This window comes from Exiguobacterium acetylicum (assembly GCF_022170825.1).
In the GTDB taxonomy this organism is placed as follows: domain Bacteria; phylum Bacillota; class Bacilli; order Exiguobacteriales; family Exiguobacteriaceae; genus Exiguobacterium_A; species Exiguobacterium_A acetylicum_B.
Genome location: NZ_CP081878.1, coordinates 2,055,058 through 2,073,927, shown reverse-complemented (window position 1 = coordinate 2,073,927; position 18,870 = coordinate 2,055,058). Strand labels below are relative to the sequence as shown.

General features: G+C 47.2%; 18 protein-coding genes. 15 read left to right on the top strand and 3 right to left on the bottom strand.

Translation table 11 applies throughout. The features are described 5' to 3' along the window. Positions 1 to 41 precede the first annotated feature (41 nt). Complete coding sequence (locus tag K6T22_RS11010) at positions 42 to 851, top strand: GNAT family N-acetyltransferase (RefSeq protein WP_238237159.1); 810 nt, start codon at positions 42 to 44, stop codon at positions 849 to 851. Positions 852 to 963: 112 nt separating this feature from the next. On the opposite strand, the gene K6T22_RS11005 is transcribed toward K6T22_RS11010, so the two are convergent. Both K6T22_RS11005 and K6T22_RS11000 read right to left on the bottom strand, forming a co-directional pair. Next, on the bottom strand, positions 964 to 1,935 hold the full coding sequence (locus K6T22_RS11005; RefSeq protein ID WP_238237157.1) for a zinc-binding dehydrogenase: 972 nt from the start codon (positions 1,933 to 1,935) through the stop codon (positions 964 to 966). Between the two features lie 2 nt (positions 1,936 to 1,937). Continuing rightward, positions 1,938 to 2,429 carry a lactoylglutathione lyase family protein gene (locus tag K6T22_RS11000; RefSeq protein WP_023468778.1) on the bottom strand — a complete coding sequence of 164 codons (492 nt, stop codon included), beginning with the start codon at positions 2,427 to 2,429 and terminating at the stop codon, positions 1,938 to 1,940. Between the two features lie 104 nt (positions 2,430 to 2,533). On the opposite strand from K6T22_RS11000, the gene K6T22_RS10995 reads away from it, so the two are divergent. The 4 genes from K6T22_RS10995 to K6T22_RS10980 all read left to right on the top strand — a co-directional run bounded on the left by K6T22_RS10995 (position 2,534) and on the right by K6T22_RS10980 (position 5,551). Further along, entirely contained in the window at positions 2,534 to 2,848 is a 315-nt protein-coding gene (locus K6T22_RS10995; protein ID WP_238237155.1) for a winged helix-turn-helix transcriptional regulator, read from the top strand. A gap of 19 nt (positions 2,849 to 2,867) precedes the next feature. Next, positions 2,868 to 3,557: a metal-dependent hydrolase gene (locus tag K6T22_RS10990; RefSeq protein WP_238237154.1), complete on the top strand. Its 690-nt coding sequence runs from the start codon at positions 2,868 to 2,870 to the stop codon at positions 3,555 to 3,557. A gap of 183 nt (positions 3,558 to 3,740) precedes the next feature. Next, positions 3,741 to 4,643 (top strand): hypothetical protein, encoded by a 903-nt coding sequence (locus K6T22_RS10985; protein WP_238237152.1) that lies wholly within the window; start codon positions 3,741 to 3,743, stop codon positions 4,641 to 4,643. Next, positions 4,640 to 5,551, top strand: coding sequence for an FUSC family protein (locus tag K6T22_RS10980; RefSeq protein ID WP_238237146.1), 912 nt, complete (start codon positions 4,640 to 4,642; stop codon positions 5,549 to 5,551). The genes K6T22_RS10985 and K6T22_RS10980 overlap by 4 nt, the downstream gene beginning before the upstream one ends. A 60-nt stretch (positions 5,552 to 5,611) precedes the next feature. On the opposite strand, the gene K6T22_RS10975 is transcribed toward K6T22_RS10980, so the two are convergent. Then, positions 5,612 to 7,303 carry an Rqc2 family fibronectin-binding protein gene (locus K6T22_RS10975; protein ID WP_238237144.1) on the bottom strand — a complete coding sequence of 564 codons (1,692 nt, stop codon included), beginning with the start codon at positions 7,301 to 7,303 and terminating at the stop codon, positions 5,612 to 5,614. 169 nt (positions 7,304 to 7,472) lie between these two features. On the opposite strand from K6T22_RS10975, the gene gmk reads away from it, so the two are divergent. Genes gmk through rpe form a run of 10 tightly spaced genes read left to right on the top strand, consistent with a single transcriptional unit; the run spans position 7,473 to position 18,863 of the window. Then, positions 7,473 to 8,090 (top strand): guanylate kinase, encoded by a 618-nt coding sequence (gmk, locus tag K6T22_RS10970; RefSeq protein WP_174316772.1) that lies wholly within the window; start codon positions 7,473 to 7,475, stop codon positions 8,088 to 8,090. Position 8,091: 1 nt separating this feature from the next. Then, complete coding sequence (gene rpoZ, locus K6T22_RS10965) at positions 8,092 to 8,295, top strand: DNA-directed RNA polymerase subunit omega (RefSeq protein WP_149427612.1); 204 nt, start codon at positions 8,092 to 8,094, stop codon at positions 8,293 to 8,295. Positions 8,296 to 8,351: 56 nt separating this feature from the next. Continuing rightward, positions 8,352 to 9,542 carry a bifunctional phosphopantothenoylcysteine decarboxylase/phosphopantothenate--cysteine ligase CoaBC gene (gene coaBC, locus K6T22_RS10960; RefSeq protein WP_238237142.1) on the top strand — a complete coding sequence of 397 codons (1,191 nt, stop codon included), beginning with the start codon at positions 8,352 to 8,354 and terminating at the stop codon, positions 9,540 to 9,542. Further along, positions 9,539 to 11,863: a primosomal protein N' gene (gene priA, locus K6T22_RS10955; RefSeq protein WP_238237136.1), complete on the top strand. Its 2,325-nt coding sequence runs from the start codon at positions 9,539 to 9,541 to the stop codon at positions 11,861 to 11,863. The genes coaBC and priA overlap by 4 nt, the downstream gene beginning before the upstream one ends. 9 nt (positions 11,864 to 11,872) lie before the next feature. Continuing rightward, positions 11,873 to 13,255, top strand: coding sequence for a methionyl-tRNA formyltransferase (gene fmt / locus K6T22_RS10950; protein WP_238237135.1), 1,383 nt, complete (start codon positions 11,873 to 11,875; stop codon positions 13,253 to 13,255). Further along, positions 13,252 to 14,583, top strand: a complete 1,332-nt coding sequence (gene rsmB, locus K6T22_RS10945; protein WP_238237134.1) for a 16S rRNA (cytosine(967)-C(5))-methyltransferase RsmB — start codon at positions 13,252 to 13,254, stop codon at positions 14,581 to 14,583. Before fmt ends, rsmB begins: the two co-directional genes overlap by 4 nt. Before the next feature lie 18 nt (positions 14,584 to 14,601). Continuing rightward, positions 14,602 to 15,336 carry a Stp1/IreP family PP2C-type Ser/Thr phosphatase gene (locus K6T22_RS10940; protein ID WP_238237132.1) on the top strand — a complete coding sequence of 245 codons (735 nt, stop codon included), beginning with the start codon at positions 14,602 to 14,604 and terminating at the stop codon, positions 15,334 to 15,336. 2 nt (positions 15,337 to 15,338) lie between these two features. After that, complete coding sequence (gene pknB / locus K6T22_RS10935) at positions 15,339 to 17,273, top strand: Stk1 family PASTA domain-containing Ser/Thr kinase (protein ID WP_238237130.1); 1,935 nt, start codon at positions 15,339 to 15,341, stop codon at positions 17,271 to 17,273. A gap of 25 nt (positions 17,274 to 17,298) precedes the next feature. Continuing rightward, on the top strand, positions 17,299 to 18,204 hold the full coding sequence (rsgA, locus tag K6T22_RS10930; protein WP_238237129.1) for a ribosome small subunit-dependent GTPase A: 906 nt from the start codon (positions 17,299 to 17,301) through the stop codon (positions 18,202 to 18,204). Between the two features lie 2 nt (positions 18,205 to 18,206). After that, entirely contained in the window at positions 18,207 to 18,863 is a 657-nt protein-coding gene (rpe, locus tag K6T22_RS10925; RefSeq protein WP_238237123.1) for a ribulose-phosphate 3-epimerase, read from the top strand. Positions 18,864 to 18,870 lie beyond the last annotated feature (7 nt).

Below are 18,870 nucleotides of genomic sequence, written 5' to 3'. Positions count from 1 at the left end.
TATGATTTGGTACACTATAAAAATAAAGGAGGTCGTCGACTATGGTGACGCATTATCGTGATTATGAACAATTCAAAATGGTCGTCCTCCCGTTTCTGCTTAAACGTCCAGATACGCATCAGTTGATTCTAGGTATATTGGAACGGGGAGATGAGCCGCTCCTGATGGCAACGGCACAAGAAGGCGATCGACGCCTTGTCATTTTACAAACGATACCGGAGCAAGCGATTGTCGCAGGCGATGTGTTTTCAAAGGAAGGGATTCGAAAGCTAGCGCGTATTTTGGATAGTCCAGGGTTCGTTGGAGAACAGTCGATCTTAGATCCACTTTTATTGCCGCATTCGATCTATGACGTGCATATGGAGCAGGGCATGTATGCCTTGACGAAGGTAGTGATGCCGCGCATACCTGAAGGTGTCATTTTCCAAGAGATCCCGAAACAAGAAGCACGACATGCGATCCAGTTTGCGACGGGTTTTTTGAACGAAGTTGAATCGCGACCGTCTGATCGACAACTCACGCAACTCCATCAGTCGATGACGCGACACATCGAACAAGGAAGTTTGTTCGGAGTGTTTAGTGGATCAATGCTCGTCGCAATGGCAGCAGCAACGCGTCCGACACAAACAGGTATTACGATCTCTTATGTCTATACTCCAAAAGAACTACGTGGAAATGGATATGCTTCTTACCTTGTAGCTAAACTCTCTGAACACTTGCTACAATCTTACCCAGTCGTGACGCTCTATACAGATTGGTCGAATCAGACGGCGAATAAGATTTATCAACATGTGGGATTCGAGTTAGTCGGACGATCCTTACATATCAAGAAACAAGCTCGCTATCGATGAAGATGGACTGATGCTTTTTCAGCCAACGTTCAGGAAGCAAAAAATAGAGTACGACAATAGCCGACCGTCCTATTATTTAAGGACGATCGGCTATTTTGTGTCGCAGAACATTTTAATTAAATTTAGCGATGATTTTACCGCGGACGTGACGCTCAGATAAACGTTGTAAACCTTTGACGATATCTGCTGCTGGAATCTCTTCCGTGACGAGTGGATCAAGTTCTTTTGCTGCGACAAGTTTTAGTAATTCGCTTGCCATATGTCCAAGGTTACGGATCGCTCGGTCATCTTCGCTCGCGTAAGCAGCAGCAAGTGCCACTTCGTGAATCGATGGTGAGAGCGTGAACGGTTTGACGACGGATTGATCAGGACCGCCGGCGATGAAAGCAAGTTGACCCGAGAAAGCAAGGCGTCCAAGATCCGCTGTTGCTTCGTCGCGACCAATCGTATTGAAAATCAAGTCAGCACCGCGACCGTTCGTCCAGTCTCGAATGACCTCTGTTACATTTTCTTTTTTATAATCGATGGCAAGGTCGGCACCAAGTTGCTTAACCCATTTATGATTTTCCGTTGAAGCAGTCGTCGCGACGGAAAGACCAAGCCGTTTTGCAAGTTGGATACCGATACCGCCGACACCACCTGCACCAGCATGGATAAGAATCGTTTCTTTCCCCGTCGTGTTCATTTTTTGAACGATCGCTTCATACGCTGTCATCCCTGCGCATAAAATCGCGGCTGCTTCTGCAAAAGAAACCTCTTCCGGAATCAGGGCAAGAGCACGTGTATCGACAAGCGCGAACTCGGCAAATGCACCATTGCGTTGTAAGTTCGTATGAATCGCTACACGATCGCCAATTTTCACTTCTGCGCCAGGTCCGATTTGTTCGACGACGCCAGCTAAATCAACACCTGGAATATGGGGGAACGACCAAGCTGGATTGTTTGTTGCTTTATAGTCGACGGGATTCAAGGCGACCGTCTTGACACGAATCAAGGCTTGCCCTTCTGCTGGCGTTGGTGTCTCGACTTCTTCGAACGTCCATTGATCAATGGCTGTGCCTGAGTGGTTTAACCATGCTTTCATGTTTAATACGCTCCTTCCGAATACGTCAGTTCATATGAGTGAGAGTAAATTTCGACGAGGTTACCGAACGGATCCTCACAGTAGACCATCCGGTAAGGCTTGTCTCCCGGGTAGTACTCACGGATCGGCATCCGTTGTTTACCCCCATGGGCGACGATTTTTTCAACGAGTCCTTCGACGTCTGGATCTTGGATCGCATAATGGAAGATACCTGTTTTCCAGAATTCGAAGTTGTTCTCTGGTTGCTCATTGTTTGGGAACTCAAACAGTTCAATCCCGATGCGATCACCTGTCGCCATGTGGGCAATCCGGAACTTGTTCCATCCTGCACCAAAGACATCCGTACACATGACACCGATGGCAGAATCATCTTCGAGGACATCAGATGGTTCCATGATGATATACCAGCCCATCACCTCTTGATAAAAACGAACGGCTTCGTCGAGATTCGGTACAGAAAGACCGATGTGAGAAAAATTACGTGGATACGTCATAGTTAACACTCCTTTTGCAAAATGATTTACGCATACTCTAACTTACGCTACACTCGATTGCATAGTACGCACTTTGAAGTAACTACTGTGGAGGAGAGAACAACATGTCGACAGAACAATTTCCGGTCAATCGGGCGCTCGCCATCATCGGCGGAAAATGGCGTCCACAATTATATTGCACGTTAGAGAACGGTCCGAAACGTTTTTTAGAGTTACAACGTGCGATTCCTGGAATTTCTCGAAAGGTCTTGACCGATCAGCTAAAAGAACTCGAACGACTCGGAATGATTGAACGGATTGAATATGATGAAGCCGTTCTGCACGTCGAATATAAATTGACGGACGCGGCATTCACACTGCAACCTGCCATGAAAGGTTTATGTGCGTGGGGGGAAGGGAATCAACTATCCGAATCCTAATCGAGAGGCAGTGAAGTAGATGAAGCTAACTTATCACGGACAGTCAACTGTAACGATTGAGACGAACGGGCATCACCTCGTCATCGATCCATTCTTTAGTGGCAATGAAAAAGCGACGACGAATCCCGATGACGTCAAGGCAGACTTTATTTTGTTAACACATGCCCATGCCGATCATATGCTTGATGCGGAACGTATTGCAAAAGCAACCGGTGCGACAATCATCGCAACGCATGAACTAGCGACGTATTTGAGCTTTAAAGGACTCAATGTCCATCCAATGAACCTCGGCGGACAGTTTGAATTCCCATTTGGTAAAGTCAAGATGACGCAGGCATTCCATTCATCAAGTATCATCGATGAGGAAAAGCAAACAATTACGTATATGGGGATGCCGGCTGGTTTCTTGCTGACGATTGAAGGCAAAGAAATCTATCATGCTGGTGATACGGCACTATTCGGGGATTTAGCCCTTTACGGTGCACATCACGAAATCGATTTAGCCTTTTTACCGATTGGTGATAACTTCACGATGGGACCGGATGACGCGTTGATTGCAGCAGATATGTTGCAAGCCAAAGCCGTCGTACCCATCCATTACGATACATTTGATTTAATTAAACAAGATGCAAAAGCGTTCTCTGAAAAAATTGAAGCGCAAGGTCAAACAGGTCATCCACTTGCAATCGGAGAATCACTCGAACTGTAAGTCGGATCTTACGAAAGGAGAGGAAACGTCATCGTTCCTCTCCTTTTTGTCGCCATTTTTTAATCATGCTTCCTTCTTCCGCCCGATGGCGAAACGATGAACTTCTTCTATGATAAAAAGGGAGCTGTTGACAGCTGATTCGGATATTCGGAATAATGGTAGACATGAGATGGAGGGGCTGACATGGAAGAACATAATAGTAGGAGTGTGCGTAAACGTAAACAATCGTCGTTTACGCGCTTAAAAAATAAACAAAAACAAAAGATGGATGCGCGATTGAATCGAATTGGTGAAAAGGGACCAGTCAAGCGACCACTTTATTTATATGGTGGGGTTGTTCTCGGACTCGTAGTCGTCTATACGATTACGTTGCTCGTCTCAACAGATCTGTTATCGCGCGGTGAGTCCTTCAAGACGACGAATCGTTATAAGTCACTTGCCATTGAGGCACCACATGCAACGGTACAATTCGTTCGTAGTTCAGACGGAAACGTCCAAATCAAGCTCGTCGATAGTGCATCAAGCGGAAAACGATTGAAAATCAGTACGTCGACGAATACGGTAACGGTGACAGGACGAGATGGTTGGCTATCTCGACTCGGAAATCGTCCAAGTGAAAAAACGGCAGATTATACAATTCAAGTTGGTCTACCGAGCTATATGAACCGCGTCGATGTCGATGCCGGAACACTTAAAGGAATGGGCGTCTATGCGAAAACGATCGAGATGCATGGCGAAACGATGAATCTCGACAAAGTAAAAGGTGATGAGATTGCATTGACTACTACTCGTGCAGTTACCGTTAAGGAGATGGATGCCGTCCATGCAAAAGTGGCTGGCGAAACGGTCTCATTACAAGACTATATGGCGAAGTTGAGCCTCGACGTCACTACGATTGACGGTGCGACGAAATTAAAACCGGATAAAGCAGCTGGTACGATTACGATTGATACAGGAGGGGACATTAAAGTCTCTGATCGATACACGAAACAAAAAAATAAAGATGAAACGATTTATGAACTGTCGAAACAAGAGAAGCCAGAAGTGACGGTCAATAGTGAAGTCGGGCAGGTGACGCTCGAGTGAAGGTGAAATTTCGGATTGGACTACGAACGGTTAAAACAGGAATCGCAGTTGCTATCGCTCTCAGTATCTCCTGGTACGTCTTTGATATTTACTCCGGCATGGGCGCCGTAGCGGCCATCGTTGCGATGCAGCCAACGATCCATCGCTCGTTCAAAATCGTCTTCAACCGAATTTTTGGAACGGTGCTCGGTTTGATATGTGGTCTTGCAATCGTCGCGACACTTGGGGCAAATCCATTAACGATTGGACTTGCTGTCGTCGTCTCACTCGTGCTCAATTCGATGATTGGAAGAACCGATATGTCGACGTTCGCTGCTTTTGCGATCGTATTGATGTTCGAAAGCCCGACTGCCGATTATGTACACTATGCTTTATCACGGTCATTATTGACCGTCGTCGGTGTATTATCTGCTGTCGTCGTCAATTACATTGTCTTCCCACCACATTATGAGGATCGCTTATTGTTACTCGTCAAAAAAACGACGCAACAGTTGATGGAAGATTGGCGAAGTTTAGTGCAAGACGATGGGCGCTTGCTTGCTGTGCGTAAACAAATCCTCAAACATGAAGAGATGATGTTGATGCTACAAGAAGATCAAAAATATCCGTTAGTGGCAAGTGGTCAAAGTGAAGCATTCATTCGGTTGAAGGAACTCGTCGATCTCGAGGACAAATTGCTCGTCTTACTTGAAAGCATTGCGAGTCATCGAGACATCCCGATGACAGAAGAACAGGAAAAGACGCTCGGTCAGGAAATCGATTTTTTACTCAGTCATCATTATGATGTCATCTTCTCGCATGAACGAAAACAAGCGATGTTTTCATTTGATCAAGAATTAAGTGAAGCCAAAGACATCATTCATGGGCATCTGCTCGATTACCGGGAACAATTAGAAAAAATGAAATGACGACGAAAAACCGCTGTATTCCTTATTTTTCATTAGGAATACAGCGGTTTTTGTGTAAATTCATTGACGTAAGGATTGAACGATATCTGGATCAGGTGTGACATAAAGCGTCGTTTGGTCCGTATAGATGACGAATCCAGGTTTTGCACCACTCGGTTTTTTGACATAACGTAACTCCGTAAAATCAACGGGAACTTGGCTTGATTCACGTGCTTTCGAGTAGTAAGCGGCAACGATTGCTGCTTCTTTTAGCGTCGTCTCATCCGGAGCATCACTTTGAATGATGACGTGTGAACCTGGGATATCCTTCGTGTGTAGCCATGTATCGGACCGGCGTCCAAACTTGAATGTTGCGTAATCATTTTGTTTATTGTTTTTTCCGACGAAGAACGAGAGACCGGTCGAAGAACGATATTCTTCGAGTTGTGGGAGTTGCGGTTTCTTTTTCTTCTTTTGCCGTTCGCGTAGATAACCTTCTTCGACGAGTTCCTCACGCATTTCCCGAATATCTTCTGGAGATGCGACATCGAGTTGGGCAAGCAAGCTTTCGAAATACGTAATTTCAGCCTGATTCTTCTCAAGCTGGCGCGCGACTTCGACTTTGGCAGTTTTTAATTTGTTATATCGTTTGTAATAACGTTGTGCGTTCTCGTTCGGTGAAAAACGAGGATCAAGCGTGATCGTAATTTCAGCACCGTCTGGATCATAGTAATCGACGACGGTCGCTTCCTTCATCCCACGTTCGAGCTGATAGAGATAGGTCGTCAACAGTTCCCCTTTATGTTTCCACTCGTCCATCCGTAACGTCGCTTCTAAATCTTTTTCGAGTTTTGAGCGTTTTAAGATATTCTTATCGTATTCACTCTTAATGAACCGTTCGAGGTCGGCTGCCTGTTGTTTCACACGATCGCGGTTTGCTTTTTGATGGAAGAAGGCGTCGAGAACTTGACCACTTGTCTCGAACGTCTTCTCGTCGATGATCGATCCTTCCGTTAAGCGGACCGGTGCAAAGCGTTCCTTGCCGCCTTCCATCCGTTGCAATACATAAGGACCGTTTAGTTCATTTAAGACATCTTGGAAAGCAGTAGCAAGGTTCGTCCGGTTCGCAAGACCTGCCCGCGTAACGACTTCCTTTGCAATTTGTGGAGACAGACCACTGAATAGACCAAGTAACTGTCGATCTAGTTTACCGGCATTCCAGTCAATCCGGTGGAGTGTCTTTTCGATATCTCCCGTGAGCGGATCCACTTTATCCTGTGCCGGTGGGAGTTGATAGGTCATGCCCGGCATAATCGTCCGGAATGTATTTTGACTGAGGGGCAAGTGTTTGATTGCATCGAGAATCTTATCCTGTCCGTCCGTCAAAATAATATTCGAGTGACGTCCCATCAACTCGACATAGATTTTTTTCGCTTCCTCATCACCGAGCTCGTTCCGGGACCGGACACGTAAGACGATGATCCGGTCACGTTCCAGTTGTTCGATCGATTCAATGAACCCACCTTCGACATGCTTGCGGAGCATCATACAAAAGAGTGGAGGTTCACTCGGGTTGCTGACCGATTCCGATGTAATGTGCATCCGTGCATACATGGCATTCGCAGAGGCGAGCAATAATACGTTTTTTCGCTCAGCCCGGACCTGGAATACTAAATCCAATGTATAAGGCTGGTATACCTTATTGATCCGTCCTCCGACGAGCGGTTGGAGTTCTTCGACGACACGTGTCGTCATCAATCCGTCAAAAGCCATACGATTACCTTCTTTCTTGATTTCGTTCTCACTTTCTAAAGGTAACAGAAATGGCATCGTTATGGTATGATAAAGCAGTCGAGCTAAAAAAAGATGACTTGCGAACTTCCCGTCTCTACTGCTAATATGAAACAATGTGAAGTTTGTGAGATGGAGGGGTTTTGAAGTGATTTTCAAAGAGCGTGGCTTATTACTCGTATTATCTGGTCCAAGTGGTGTCGGAAAGGGAACGGTCTGTCGTGCCTTGCGCGAAGATCAGGATAATGATCTGCATTACTCGGTATCCTGTACGACGCGCCAACCGCGCGAAGGAGAAGTAGATGGTGTTCATTACTTCTTTAAATCGCGTGAAGAATTCGAAGAGATGATTGCGAACAATCAACTCTTGGAATATGCTGAATTCGTAGGGAACTATTATGGAACACCAGTTGAATGGGTGAACCAGATCCTAGATGAAGGAAAAGACGTCATTCTCGAAATCGAAGTTCAAGGGGCCATGCAGGTCAAAGAACATTTTCCTGAAGCTGTCTTCTTATTCCTTGCACCTCCAAGCCTCCAAGAATTACGGAACCGCCTCGTAGGGCGTGGGACGGAATCGGAGGAAGTCATTAAGCAACGTCTTCTCGTCGCTAAAGAAGAGATCGAGATGATGGATGCGTATGACTATGTCGTGACGAACGACGAAATTCATAAAGCCTGTGATCGTATTCAAGCAATCGTCACAGCGGAACATTGCAGTCGGGAACGTGTCGCGTCCCTATATAAAAAAGCCATGGAGGTTAAGTGATATGTTATATCCATCAGTTGATAAGCTTCAAAAGAAAGTACCATCGAAATATACAATCGTTACAGTTGCCGCTAAGCGTGCGCGTCAAATCCAAGACGGGAAACGCGTGAAAGTCATGAACCCAAAATCGCATAAACCGGTCGGGAAAGCTTTAGAAGAGCTTTATTTCGAAGAAGTAACCGTCACGAACCAACCGCAAGACTAATTTTGAAGCAGCCACTTGTCATCGTGGCTGTTTTTTTCAATAAGGAGGATACCTACATGTTAACCAACCGAAACATCCTACTGTGTGTCGGCGGTGGAATCGCTTCCTATAAATCAGCTGCACTCGCTTCAAAACTCGTTCAAGCAGGCGCACATGTCCAAGTCGCGATGACACGCAATGCCCAACAGTTCGTCGGGAAGACGACGTTTGAGGCACTGACACGAAAAGCGGTCTATGACAATGTTTTCATCGAGCATGATCCTTCGAAAATCGCCCACATCGATTTAGCGGACGAAGCGGATTTAATCGTCGTCGCACCAGCGACAGCAAACTTGATCGCAAAACTCGCACACGGAATCGCGGATGATTTCATTACGACGACGATCCTTGCAGCGACGTGTCCCGTCATCGTCGCACCAGCGATGAATGTCAATATGCTCGAACACCCGGCGACAGTTCGAAACATCGAACAATTGAAGCAGGACGGTGTCCAGGTGATTGCACCGGGAGTCGGAAATCTCGCATGTGGTTGGGTCGGAAAAGGACGTCTGCCTGAGCCTGAAGATTTAGTCGCCACATTATCGACCTTCTTTGAAGAAAAGTATCTAGCTGGACGAAAAGTCTTAATTAGTGCAGGACCGACAGTAGAACGGATTGATCCGGTCCGTTACTTGACGAATGATTCTTCAGGGAAAACAGGGATCGCGTTAGCGGAAGCTGCACGAGATGCAGGAGCAGATGTCACGCTCGTTCATGGTCCACTTCGGATTGGGTTACCAACAGGCGTCGCAACGATTGCCGTTGAGTCGGGAGAAGAGATGCTCGAGGCCATGTTACGTGACTATGAGTTGCAAGACATCGTCATCATGTCCGCTGCTGTTGCTGATTATCGACCATCTGTCCAGTACGATCAGAAGCAGAAGAAAATCCACGGACCACTTCGAATTGAACTCGAGGAGACGACCGATATTCTGAAGACGCTCGGTGAGCAGAAACAACATCAGCTATTAGTCGGATTTGCGGCTGAGACGACCGATGTCGAGACGTTCGCGAAACAAAAGCTCGTCCGAAAGAAAGCCGATTTCATCGTCGCAAATGATGTGTCACGATCCGATATCGGGTTCGTCAGTGATGAAAATGAAGTCGTCGTCTTTGGAAAGAACGATTCCGTCATACGGTATAATCAGCAGTTAAAATCGACGCTTGCAAAAGCACTCATGCGTCAATTCGCGGAGGCGTTGGCATGATTGCCGAAGTCATTGTTGACGTCGCGGCAGCAACGGTCGATCGTCCGTTTGATTACGCTGTTCCGGAACTCTGGCAAGAGTTGATCGTTCCCGGGATGCGGGTCGAAGTGCCATTCGGTCCACGCGCGCTGCTTGGAATCGTCGTCGGAACGAAAGCAACGTCTGATTTGACGAACGTTAAAGAAATCGTCCGTGTTCTCGATGAAACGCCAACCTATACGGAGGAATTGCTCGAATTATCGGCTTATCTATCGGAAACGACATTGTGTTTTCAAGCGACGGCGCTACTTGCGATGCTGCCTGCTGCCTTAAAGGTGAGTTATGATAAACTGGTCATAGTAGAATCAGGTCCCCTGCGGATCTATCACGGTAAGAAAATGAGTCAATTGCCAACGGAAGTGCAGCAAATCGTCTTGACGGCAGCGAAGCAAGCTGAAGTGACACTTCAGCCAGTCATTCGCGAAAAAAAGACATCTAAAACGGATAAACGAATCCGTCTTCTTGAGGAACAGGCAACCTTTACGAAACAAGCGAGCCAACAAGCGGCGCTCTATACCTATATCCAAGAATTCCCGAACGCTCTATGGAGTGAAGTGAAGCAGGCAACGGGAGCAACGAGTGCAACATTGAATGCACTCGAGAAAAAACACATCATTCAAGTCGAGACGATCGATGTGCGACGGAATCCGTATGAACATCTCGTCCAAGATATTTTTGTTCCGTCTTCTTTAACAGAAAAACAACAGGAAGCTGTCTCGGCGATTACGGCTGAAGCAGAGACCGGGACATTCTTGTTACATGGTGTGACAGGAAGCGGGAAAACAGAAGTGTATCTTGAGTCGATTCATGCACAACTCGAGCGCGGTAGACAAGCAATCCTGCTCGTCCCTGAGATCAGTCTGACGCCGATGATGGTCAAACGGTTCAAACGCCGTTTTGGCGAACGTGTTGCCGTCCTGCATAGTGGATTATCTCTCGGAGAAAAGTATGATGAATGGCGTAAGATTGCCCAAGGCGAAGTCGATGTCGTCGTTGGAGCACGCTCCGCTGTCTTTGCACCGCTAACGAACATCGGAATCATCATTCTCGATGAAGAACATGAAACGACCTATAAACAAGAAGAAAATCCACGCTATCATACTCGGGATGTTGCGAAGTGGCGAGCAGCCTATCATCGTTGTCCGGTTGTACTGGGTAGTGCGACGCCATTACTTGAGACGTATGCACGGGCACAAAAAGGGGTCTATCGCTATTTACCGCTTCGTGAACGCTTCGGTGGGGAATTACCGCCTGTTGACATCGTTGATATGCGCAAGGAACTCGAACGGGGCAATCGTACCCCGTTCAGTCTCGCATTAGTGGAAGGCATCAAAGAACGAATCGAACGCGGCGAACAGACGGTTTTACTTCTGAACCGTCGCGGGTATACGACGTTCGTCTTATGTCGGGATTGTGGAGAGACGTTGCAATGTCCGCATTGTGCGGTCAATTTAACGTACCATCAGCATGAAGATCGACTGAAGTGCCACTATTGTGGGTTTGAAGCCGCAATGCCGAAAACGTGTCCGTCCTGTGAATCGACGAAAATTCGTCAGTTCGGAACCGGTACGCAAAAGATCGAGGAAGAGTTGGCACATTTGATTCCGGAAGCACGGATCATCCGGATGGACCAGGATACGACGTCGCGTAAAGGGGCGCATGAGAAGTTACTCGATGCCTTTGAACGCAAAGAAGGAAACATTCTGCTTGGAACCCAGATGATCGCAAAAGGTCTCGACTTTCCGAATGTCACGCTCGTTGGAGTGATTGCTGCTGATGCGACGCTTGGTATTCCGGATTTTCGGGCAAGTGAACGCACGTTCCAGTTGATCACTCAAGTGTCCGGTCGTGCCGGACGGGGGCAACTCGCCGGTCAATCAATCATCCAGACGTACAATCCGGAACATTACGTTATTCAGACTGCTAAACAGCATGATTTTGAAACGTTCTATAAACGAGAGATGCAGTTACGAAAGCTCGGTGGGCATCCACCATTTTGGTTCCTTGGTCTGATTACAGTATCAGCGGCGCATCCACTCGAAGCACAAGCAGAGGCACAGCAAATCGCTACCGAGCTTCGTGCCTTTGAATCTGAGGATTTAGTCGTCAATGGACCGTTTGATGCACCGCTCGCTCGACTGAAAAATATGTACCGGCAACAGGTCTTAATTAAACATAAAGGACAGGAGGATGTCCGGACACATCTCCGTGATATCTTATCCCGTCGTCAAAAATCAAAAACACAAGTCGCGATTGACTTGAATCCATTTGTATTCATGTGAGGTGTCTGTATGTATAAAGTAGTAGAAGTACCAAATGATGTATTACGACAGGTGTGTGAACCTGTCACGAAATTCGATAAGAAGCTTGGTAAGATGATTGACCGGATGTTCGATACGATGTACGAGTATGATGGGGTTGGTTTAGCAGCACCGCAAATCAACCAGCCGATTCGTGTAGCCGTCGTTCATACCGATGATGAGACGGGACCAATCGAGCTGATCAATCCGGAAATCATCGAAGCGGACGGTTCGCAAATCGATGATGAAGGATGTCTCAGTATGCCAGGAATCTTCGGACCGGTCGAACGGTTTGACCGCATCGTCGTCAAGTCACAGGATCGTCTCGGACGGACTATCAAAATTAAAGCCAATGGTTTTTTTGCGCGTGCCATTCAACACGAGATGGATCATTTAGATGGGGTTCTGTTCACGGATAAACTCGTCGAACAAGAAAAACCGCGTGTCGTCTTCATGGGTACACCTGAGTTTGCAGCAGGAACACTGCGTGAAGTCATCGATGCCGGATATGACGTCGTTGGCGTCGTCTCACAACCGGATAAACCAGTCGGACGAAAACGGGAAGTCAAACCGACACCTGTAAAACTCGTCGCGATGGAACACGACATTCCTGTGTTGCAACCGAAGCGTATCCGTGAGGATTACCAAGATGTCCTCGATCTAAAACCAGATCTCATCATCACGGCAGCTTACGGTCAGATCGTACCGACAGCTATTCTCGAAGCACCACGTTTCGGGGCAATCAATGTCCACGCGTCACTCTTGCCGAAATATCGTGGAGGTGCACCGATTCATCAAGCAATCATCGATGGAGAAAAAGAGACAGGTGTGACGATCATGTATATGGTCGATCGACTAGACGCGGGTGATATGTTGTCAAAAATCATCGTTCCAATAGAAGAGAACGATACAGCCGGGACGATGTTTGAGAAGTTAGCAGACGCAGGAGCGCGTCTGTTACTTGAAACGTTGCCACGTCTGTTAGCTGGTGAATTGACACCAGAAGCGCAAGTCGAGGAAGAAGCAACGTTTGCACCGAACATTTCACGTGAGCGGGAGCGACTTGATTTTACGCTACCGGGTGAGACACTCTATGATCAAATTCGTGGGATGAATCCATTCCCGAGTACGTATACGATGCTTGGAAATGACCGCTTAAAAGTCTTTTTCGCAACGAAAGTCACAGGAACGGGACGACCGGGTGAAATCATCGCTTTAGAAGCTGATGGTCCAGTCATCGCAACGGGTTCCGAGACAGCGTTGAAGTTGATCGACTTACAGCCGTCCGGAAAAAAACGAATGGACGGTGCCACGTTCATGCGCGGAATTGGTCAATCGCTTGAACTCGGACAACAAGTAGGTGAGAACGCATGAACGTACGCGACGCAGCAGTAACGACACTCATGAAAATCGGTCAAGGTGGTGCTTTCTCAACGATCACGGTCCACCAAATGCTTGAAAAACGCGCCATTTCAACGTCAGATGTCGGCTTGTTCACGGAACTCGTCTACGGGACGCTCAGTCGTGAATTAACGCTTGATTATATTTTAGAACCGTATTTAGCGAAACAGAAAAAACTCGATCCATTCATGCGTCCGTTGTTACGGATGAGTGTCTATCAGTTGTTTTATCTCGATCGTGTCCCGGATCATGCCGTCATTCATGAAGCCGTTGAAATTGCCAAAAAACGTGGGAAAGTCCACGTCTCAAAAGTCGTCAATGGGGTCCTTCGGAATGTACTGCGCGCAGGTATGCCTAATTTTAACGAGATTGAGCCAGTTGCAAAACGGATCAGCATTGAAACAAGTCATCCGCAATGGCTCGTCGAGCGTTGGATCGAATTGTTCGGTCCAGATGAGACGCTACGCATCTGTCAGTTGAATAATACGCCTGCACCGGTCACAGTTCGTATCAATCGGACGAAGACGACGCCGGAAGAAGCGATTGCGCTTCTGCTTGACCAAGGTGTGACGGCAAAACCATCTGCTGTCGCGCCAGACGGTCTCGAAATCGAACGGGGAAGTGTTCAAAAAACCGATTTGATTGATCGGGGATATCTTTCCTTGCAGGATGAAAGTTCGATGCTCGTTGCGCGTGCGCTCGGGGCAGAAGCATCCGATCGCATACTCGACAGTTGTGCCGCACCTGGTGGGAAAGCGATGCATATTGCAGAAGGTTTGACGACAGGAACATTACAAGCACTTGATCTTCATCCACATAAAATTAAATTGATTGACCAGCAGGCGATGCGCTTAGGTCTGACGACCGTTCAAGCAGAAGCGTTAGATGCACGCAAAGCAGGTGAGCGCTTCGAAGCAGAATCGTTTGATCGGATTCTTGTCGATGCTCCTTGTTCAGGACTTGGTGTCATTCGGAGAAAGCCAGATATCAAATGGACGAAGCGTCCAGAACAACTTGAACAATTACCGAAGATTCAACGAGATATTTTGACATCTGTCTTACCACTCGTCAAAAAGGGTGGAACATTCGTCTATTCGACGTGTACGATAGATCCGCTGGAAAATGAAGAGCAGACGGCATTCATCCTTAGTCAGGGATTTGACTTCGATGCATCCTTTGCTACACGGATGCCGGAATCCGTCCGCCATTTAATTGGGGACCGGGCAGAGCTCAAGCTGTTACCGACGTCAGTCGGAACAGACGGTTTTTACATTGCGGCCTTTAAAAAACGAGAAGATTGACACGAACGGAGGACTGTCATGGAGTTAGCTCATCTGTCGACTACTGGGAAAGTCAGGACTAAAAACGAAGATACAGTGTTACTCGTCGGAGACACAGAACGTGGACTTGCCGTCGTGGCAGATGGTATGGGTGGACACGCCGCTGGCGATATTGCGAGTGCAATCGTTCGCGAGGTGTTCGAAGCATCTTTTTCACTTATGCCCAATCGTCCGATGGAACTATCAGAATGGATTGAACAACGCGTAGCTGAGGCGAATGCTCGGATTCTCCAGTTTTCAAAAGACGAGCAACTCGCGATCGTCGGAACGACCATTGCCTGCGTATGCTGGGTTGAGGAGTTGCTCGTCATTGGTCATGTCGGTGATAGTAGAGTGTATGCCCTTGAAGGTACGACGTTGAAGCAATTGACGGATGATCATTCATACGTCAATATGTTACGACAAATGGGAGAACTTTCAGATGAGGAAGTCGAAAATCATCCACGAAAGAATGTCATTACACGTTCGGTCGGTTCGAATGAAACGGTTGAAGTCGACATCCAAGTCAGAGATGCTCCAGATTATGATCTCGTTCTCGTCTGTAGTGACGGGTTAACCGATGAAGTACCAGACGATGTCATCGAACAAATCATCTTACAGGATGAACCGCTCGAAGAAATCGTCGGACGATTGGTGAAAGAAGCGAATGCTCGAGGAGGCGCAGATAATATTACGATTGCCGCCATCCGGTTCAAAGAAAGAAAGAGGGTCTGAATATGCGATACGGAGATCGATTAAATGACCGCTACCGCATAGAACGGCTAGTTGGAAGTGGCGGGATGGCGAATGTCTATCAAGCCTATGATGAGATTTTAAAGCGTCATGTTGCCATTAAGATTTTACGGACTGAATTCTCGCATGACGAACAGTTCATCCGTCGATTCGAACGTGAAGCACATGCTGCTACCAGCTTGAATCATCCAAACATCGTTGCCGTCTATGATGTAGGCGAAGAAGATGCCATCTATTACATCGTCATGGAGTATATCGATGGTATGACATTAAAGACATTTTGTGAAAATCAAGCGTTACCTGTGCCTCAGGCAGTCGATATCATCGCTCAAATTTGTGATGCCATCGATCACGCTCATGCACACCGGATCATCCATCGCGACATTAAACCGCAAAACATGTTGATCCGAGAAGATGGTACCGTCAAAGTAACGGATTTTGGAATCGCCGTGGCGATGTCGAATGCGACGCTGACGCATACGATGTCAGTCCTTGGGTCCGTTCATTACTTTTCACCGGAACAAGCAAAAGGTAAATTTGCGGATGAGAAATCGGATATCTATTCGCTTGGTGCTGTCTTATACGAACTCGTCACGGGACAAGTACCGTTTGAAGGTGATTCACCGGTAGCGATTGCCCTGAAGCACCTACAAGATACACCGCGTCGTCCATCCATCTTGAATCCGAGAGTACCGCAAGCACTTGAGAATTGTATCATGCAGGCGCTCTCGAAAGCGCCGCATGATCGACAACAGTCGGTCGCAGCCTTTAAAGCGGACATGGTGACGGCGTTATCGGATGAACGAGCAAATGAAGGCATCCGTGGTGCCGAAGAAGATGAGATGGAAAAGACGATGGTCTTATCACCTGTGCAAGTACCAGAGGAGTCAAAGGTGGAACCGGAATCACCGACCGTCACGACGGTTCAACCAAAACCACCGGAGAAGAAAAAGAAAAAACGCTGGTGGATCGTCCTCTTATTGCTCGTTTTACTTGGTGGAGCGGCTACAACATTTGCGATGTGGCCAGATCCAACGGTTACCGTACCATCTGTCGTCAAAACGGATGGAGATGAAGCGGAAACGAAGCTCGAGAAACTCGGATTTGTTGTTGAGACGACAGAACGGAATAGTGATACGGTCGATGAAGGAAATGTCATTAGCCAGACACCTCGTGAAAACGCACAAGTTAAAAAGGGTTCGACAGTCAATTTAGTCGTCTCTACAGGTAGTGCTCCGGTCGAAGTACCGGATGTGACGGATGACACTGAAAAAGAAGCGATTGCGACATTAAAAGAAGCTGGATTCGCAAAAGTCGAGGTCGAACGTGAGAAGTCAGATGAAATCGCGCGAGGTAACGTTATTCGACAATCGATTTCAGCTGGAACAGAAGTCATCGCCAAAGAACAGACGATTACAATTACCGTCTCGGAAGGAACATCTTCTTTCGAATTGAAAGATTTGACGAACTTATCGAGTGATGAAGCAAAAGCCTATCTCGATGAAATGGGTCTCGACGGCACGTTTGAACAAGAGTTTTCAAGCGACGTGAAGCTCGATCAAGTCATTCGTCAGTTCCCACAAGCAGGTGCGCAAGTCGAACCAAACGACTCCGTGACCGTCTTCATCTCTAAAGGTGAGGAAGAAAAAACAGTGACAGCGACGTTCCCTGAAAAGGTCGTGTACGACGCAGTATCTGAAGATGAAGAAGAGGAACCACCGAAGCAAGTCATCCGGATTGAGACAGAAGATGCCAAAGGAAAGCGGACCGTCATCGAGGAATCGATTGATCAAGATGAGACGTTCGACGTGCCGGTGACGATTGATCCGGGAGAAGAAGGAAAAATTACGATCTATAAAGACGATACGGTGTATCGTTCAAAAACCATCACGTACAATCAAGCAAAAGACGCACAGTGAATGTGACGAAAAAGGAGTGCATAGGATGACGGAACAGCGCATCGAAGAGAATCGAGAAGGAACGATCATACGGTTGCAAGGCGGCTTTTATGATGTCATGACACCAGAAGGAGAAGTCCGTTCACGAGCAAGAGGAAATTTCCGAAAACGTGGTATCAGTCCTGTCGTCGGAGACGAAGTCGTCCTTCATATCGAGAGTGAGACCGGCTATATTCTCGAAGTGAAGGAGCGTGACAATTTTCTAGTACGTCCTCCTGTCGCGAACATCGACCAGGCATTGCTTGTCGTCTCAGCAGCAGAACCTGATTTTTCAGCCCATCTGCTCGATCGGTTTCTCGTATTGATCGAAGCGAAGGAAATACAACCCGTCATCCTGTTAACGAAGATGGATTTACTCGACGATGTCAAAGGACCTGCTGTCCGTGAAGCGATTGCTGCTTATCGAAAGATTGGCTATACGGTCATCGAAACATCGAGTGAGACGTTGACAGGTGTCGAGCAAGTCCGACCATTACTTGCAGGAAAAACAAGTGTTCTCGCTGGACAATCAGGTGTCGGCAAAAGCTCGCTGTTGAATGCACTTGAACCATCGCTTGATTTAGAAACGAGTGCGATCTCGAAATCACTCGGACGTGGGCGTCATACGACCCGTCACGTTACGTTGATGCCGCTTGCGGAAGGGTTGATTGCCGATACGCCAGGGTTCTCGAATCTAGACTTTCCGTATGAAATGGAAATTGAGGATGTGCGATGGAGTTTTCCTGAATTCGTGGCTGTGCAAGACGATTGTAAATATCGGGGTTGCTTGCATTTGAATGAACCTGGTTGTGCCGTTAAGGAAGCGGTCGAAGCACAAGAAATCATGTCCTCCCGCTATGAGAATTATGGTATGTTTATAGACGAAATCAAGAATCGAGCCCGGAGGTATTGAAGATGATTAAAATTGCACCATCGATCTTATCAGCAGATTTTGCGAATCTCGAGCGTGATGTCAAGGCGGTTGAGGCGGCAGGAGCAGACTACATTCATTTCGACGTCATGGATGGTCAGTTCGTTCCGAACATCTCGTTCGGTTTACCTGTGTTAAGTAGCTTACGTCAAAAGACGGACATGGTCCTTGATGTCCATTTGATGATTGATCAACCCGAACGTTTCGTCGAAGATTTCGTCAAGGCAGGAGCCGACATCGTGACGTTCCACGTCGAAGCGACGAATCATGTCCATCGTGTCTTGCAACAAATTAAAGCAGCAGGTGCGAAGGCGGGGGTCGTCTTAAATCCACATACACCATTATCGACGATTGAACACGTTCTTCAGGACGTCGACATGGTCTTGTTGATGACAGTTAATCCGGGCTTTGGTGGTCAGGCGTTCATTGAGAGTGTCATGCCGAAACTTGCGACACTTGCACAAATGAAGGCAGATCGTGGTCTGACATTTGAAATCGAGATTGATGGTGGGGTCAATCCGGAAACGGCAAAACTTTGTATCGAAAACGGTGCAAATGTTCTAGTCGCAGGATCAGCAATCTACAATGCACCAGATTATGCGGAAGCAATCACTAGCATTCGTCAAGGGGCTACCGTATAATAAGTAC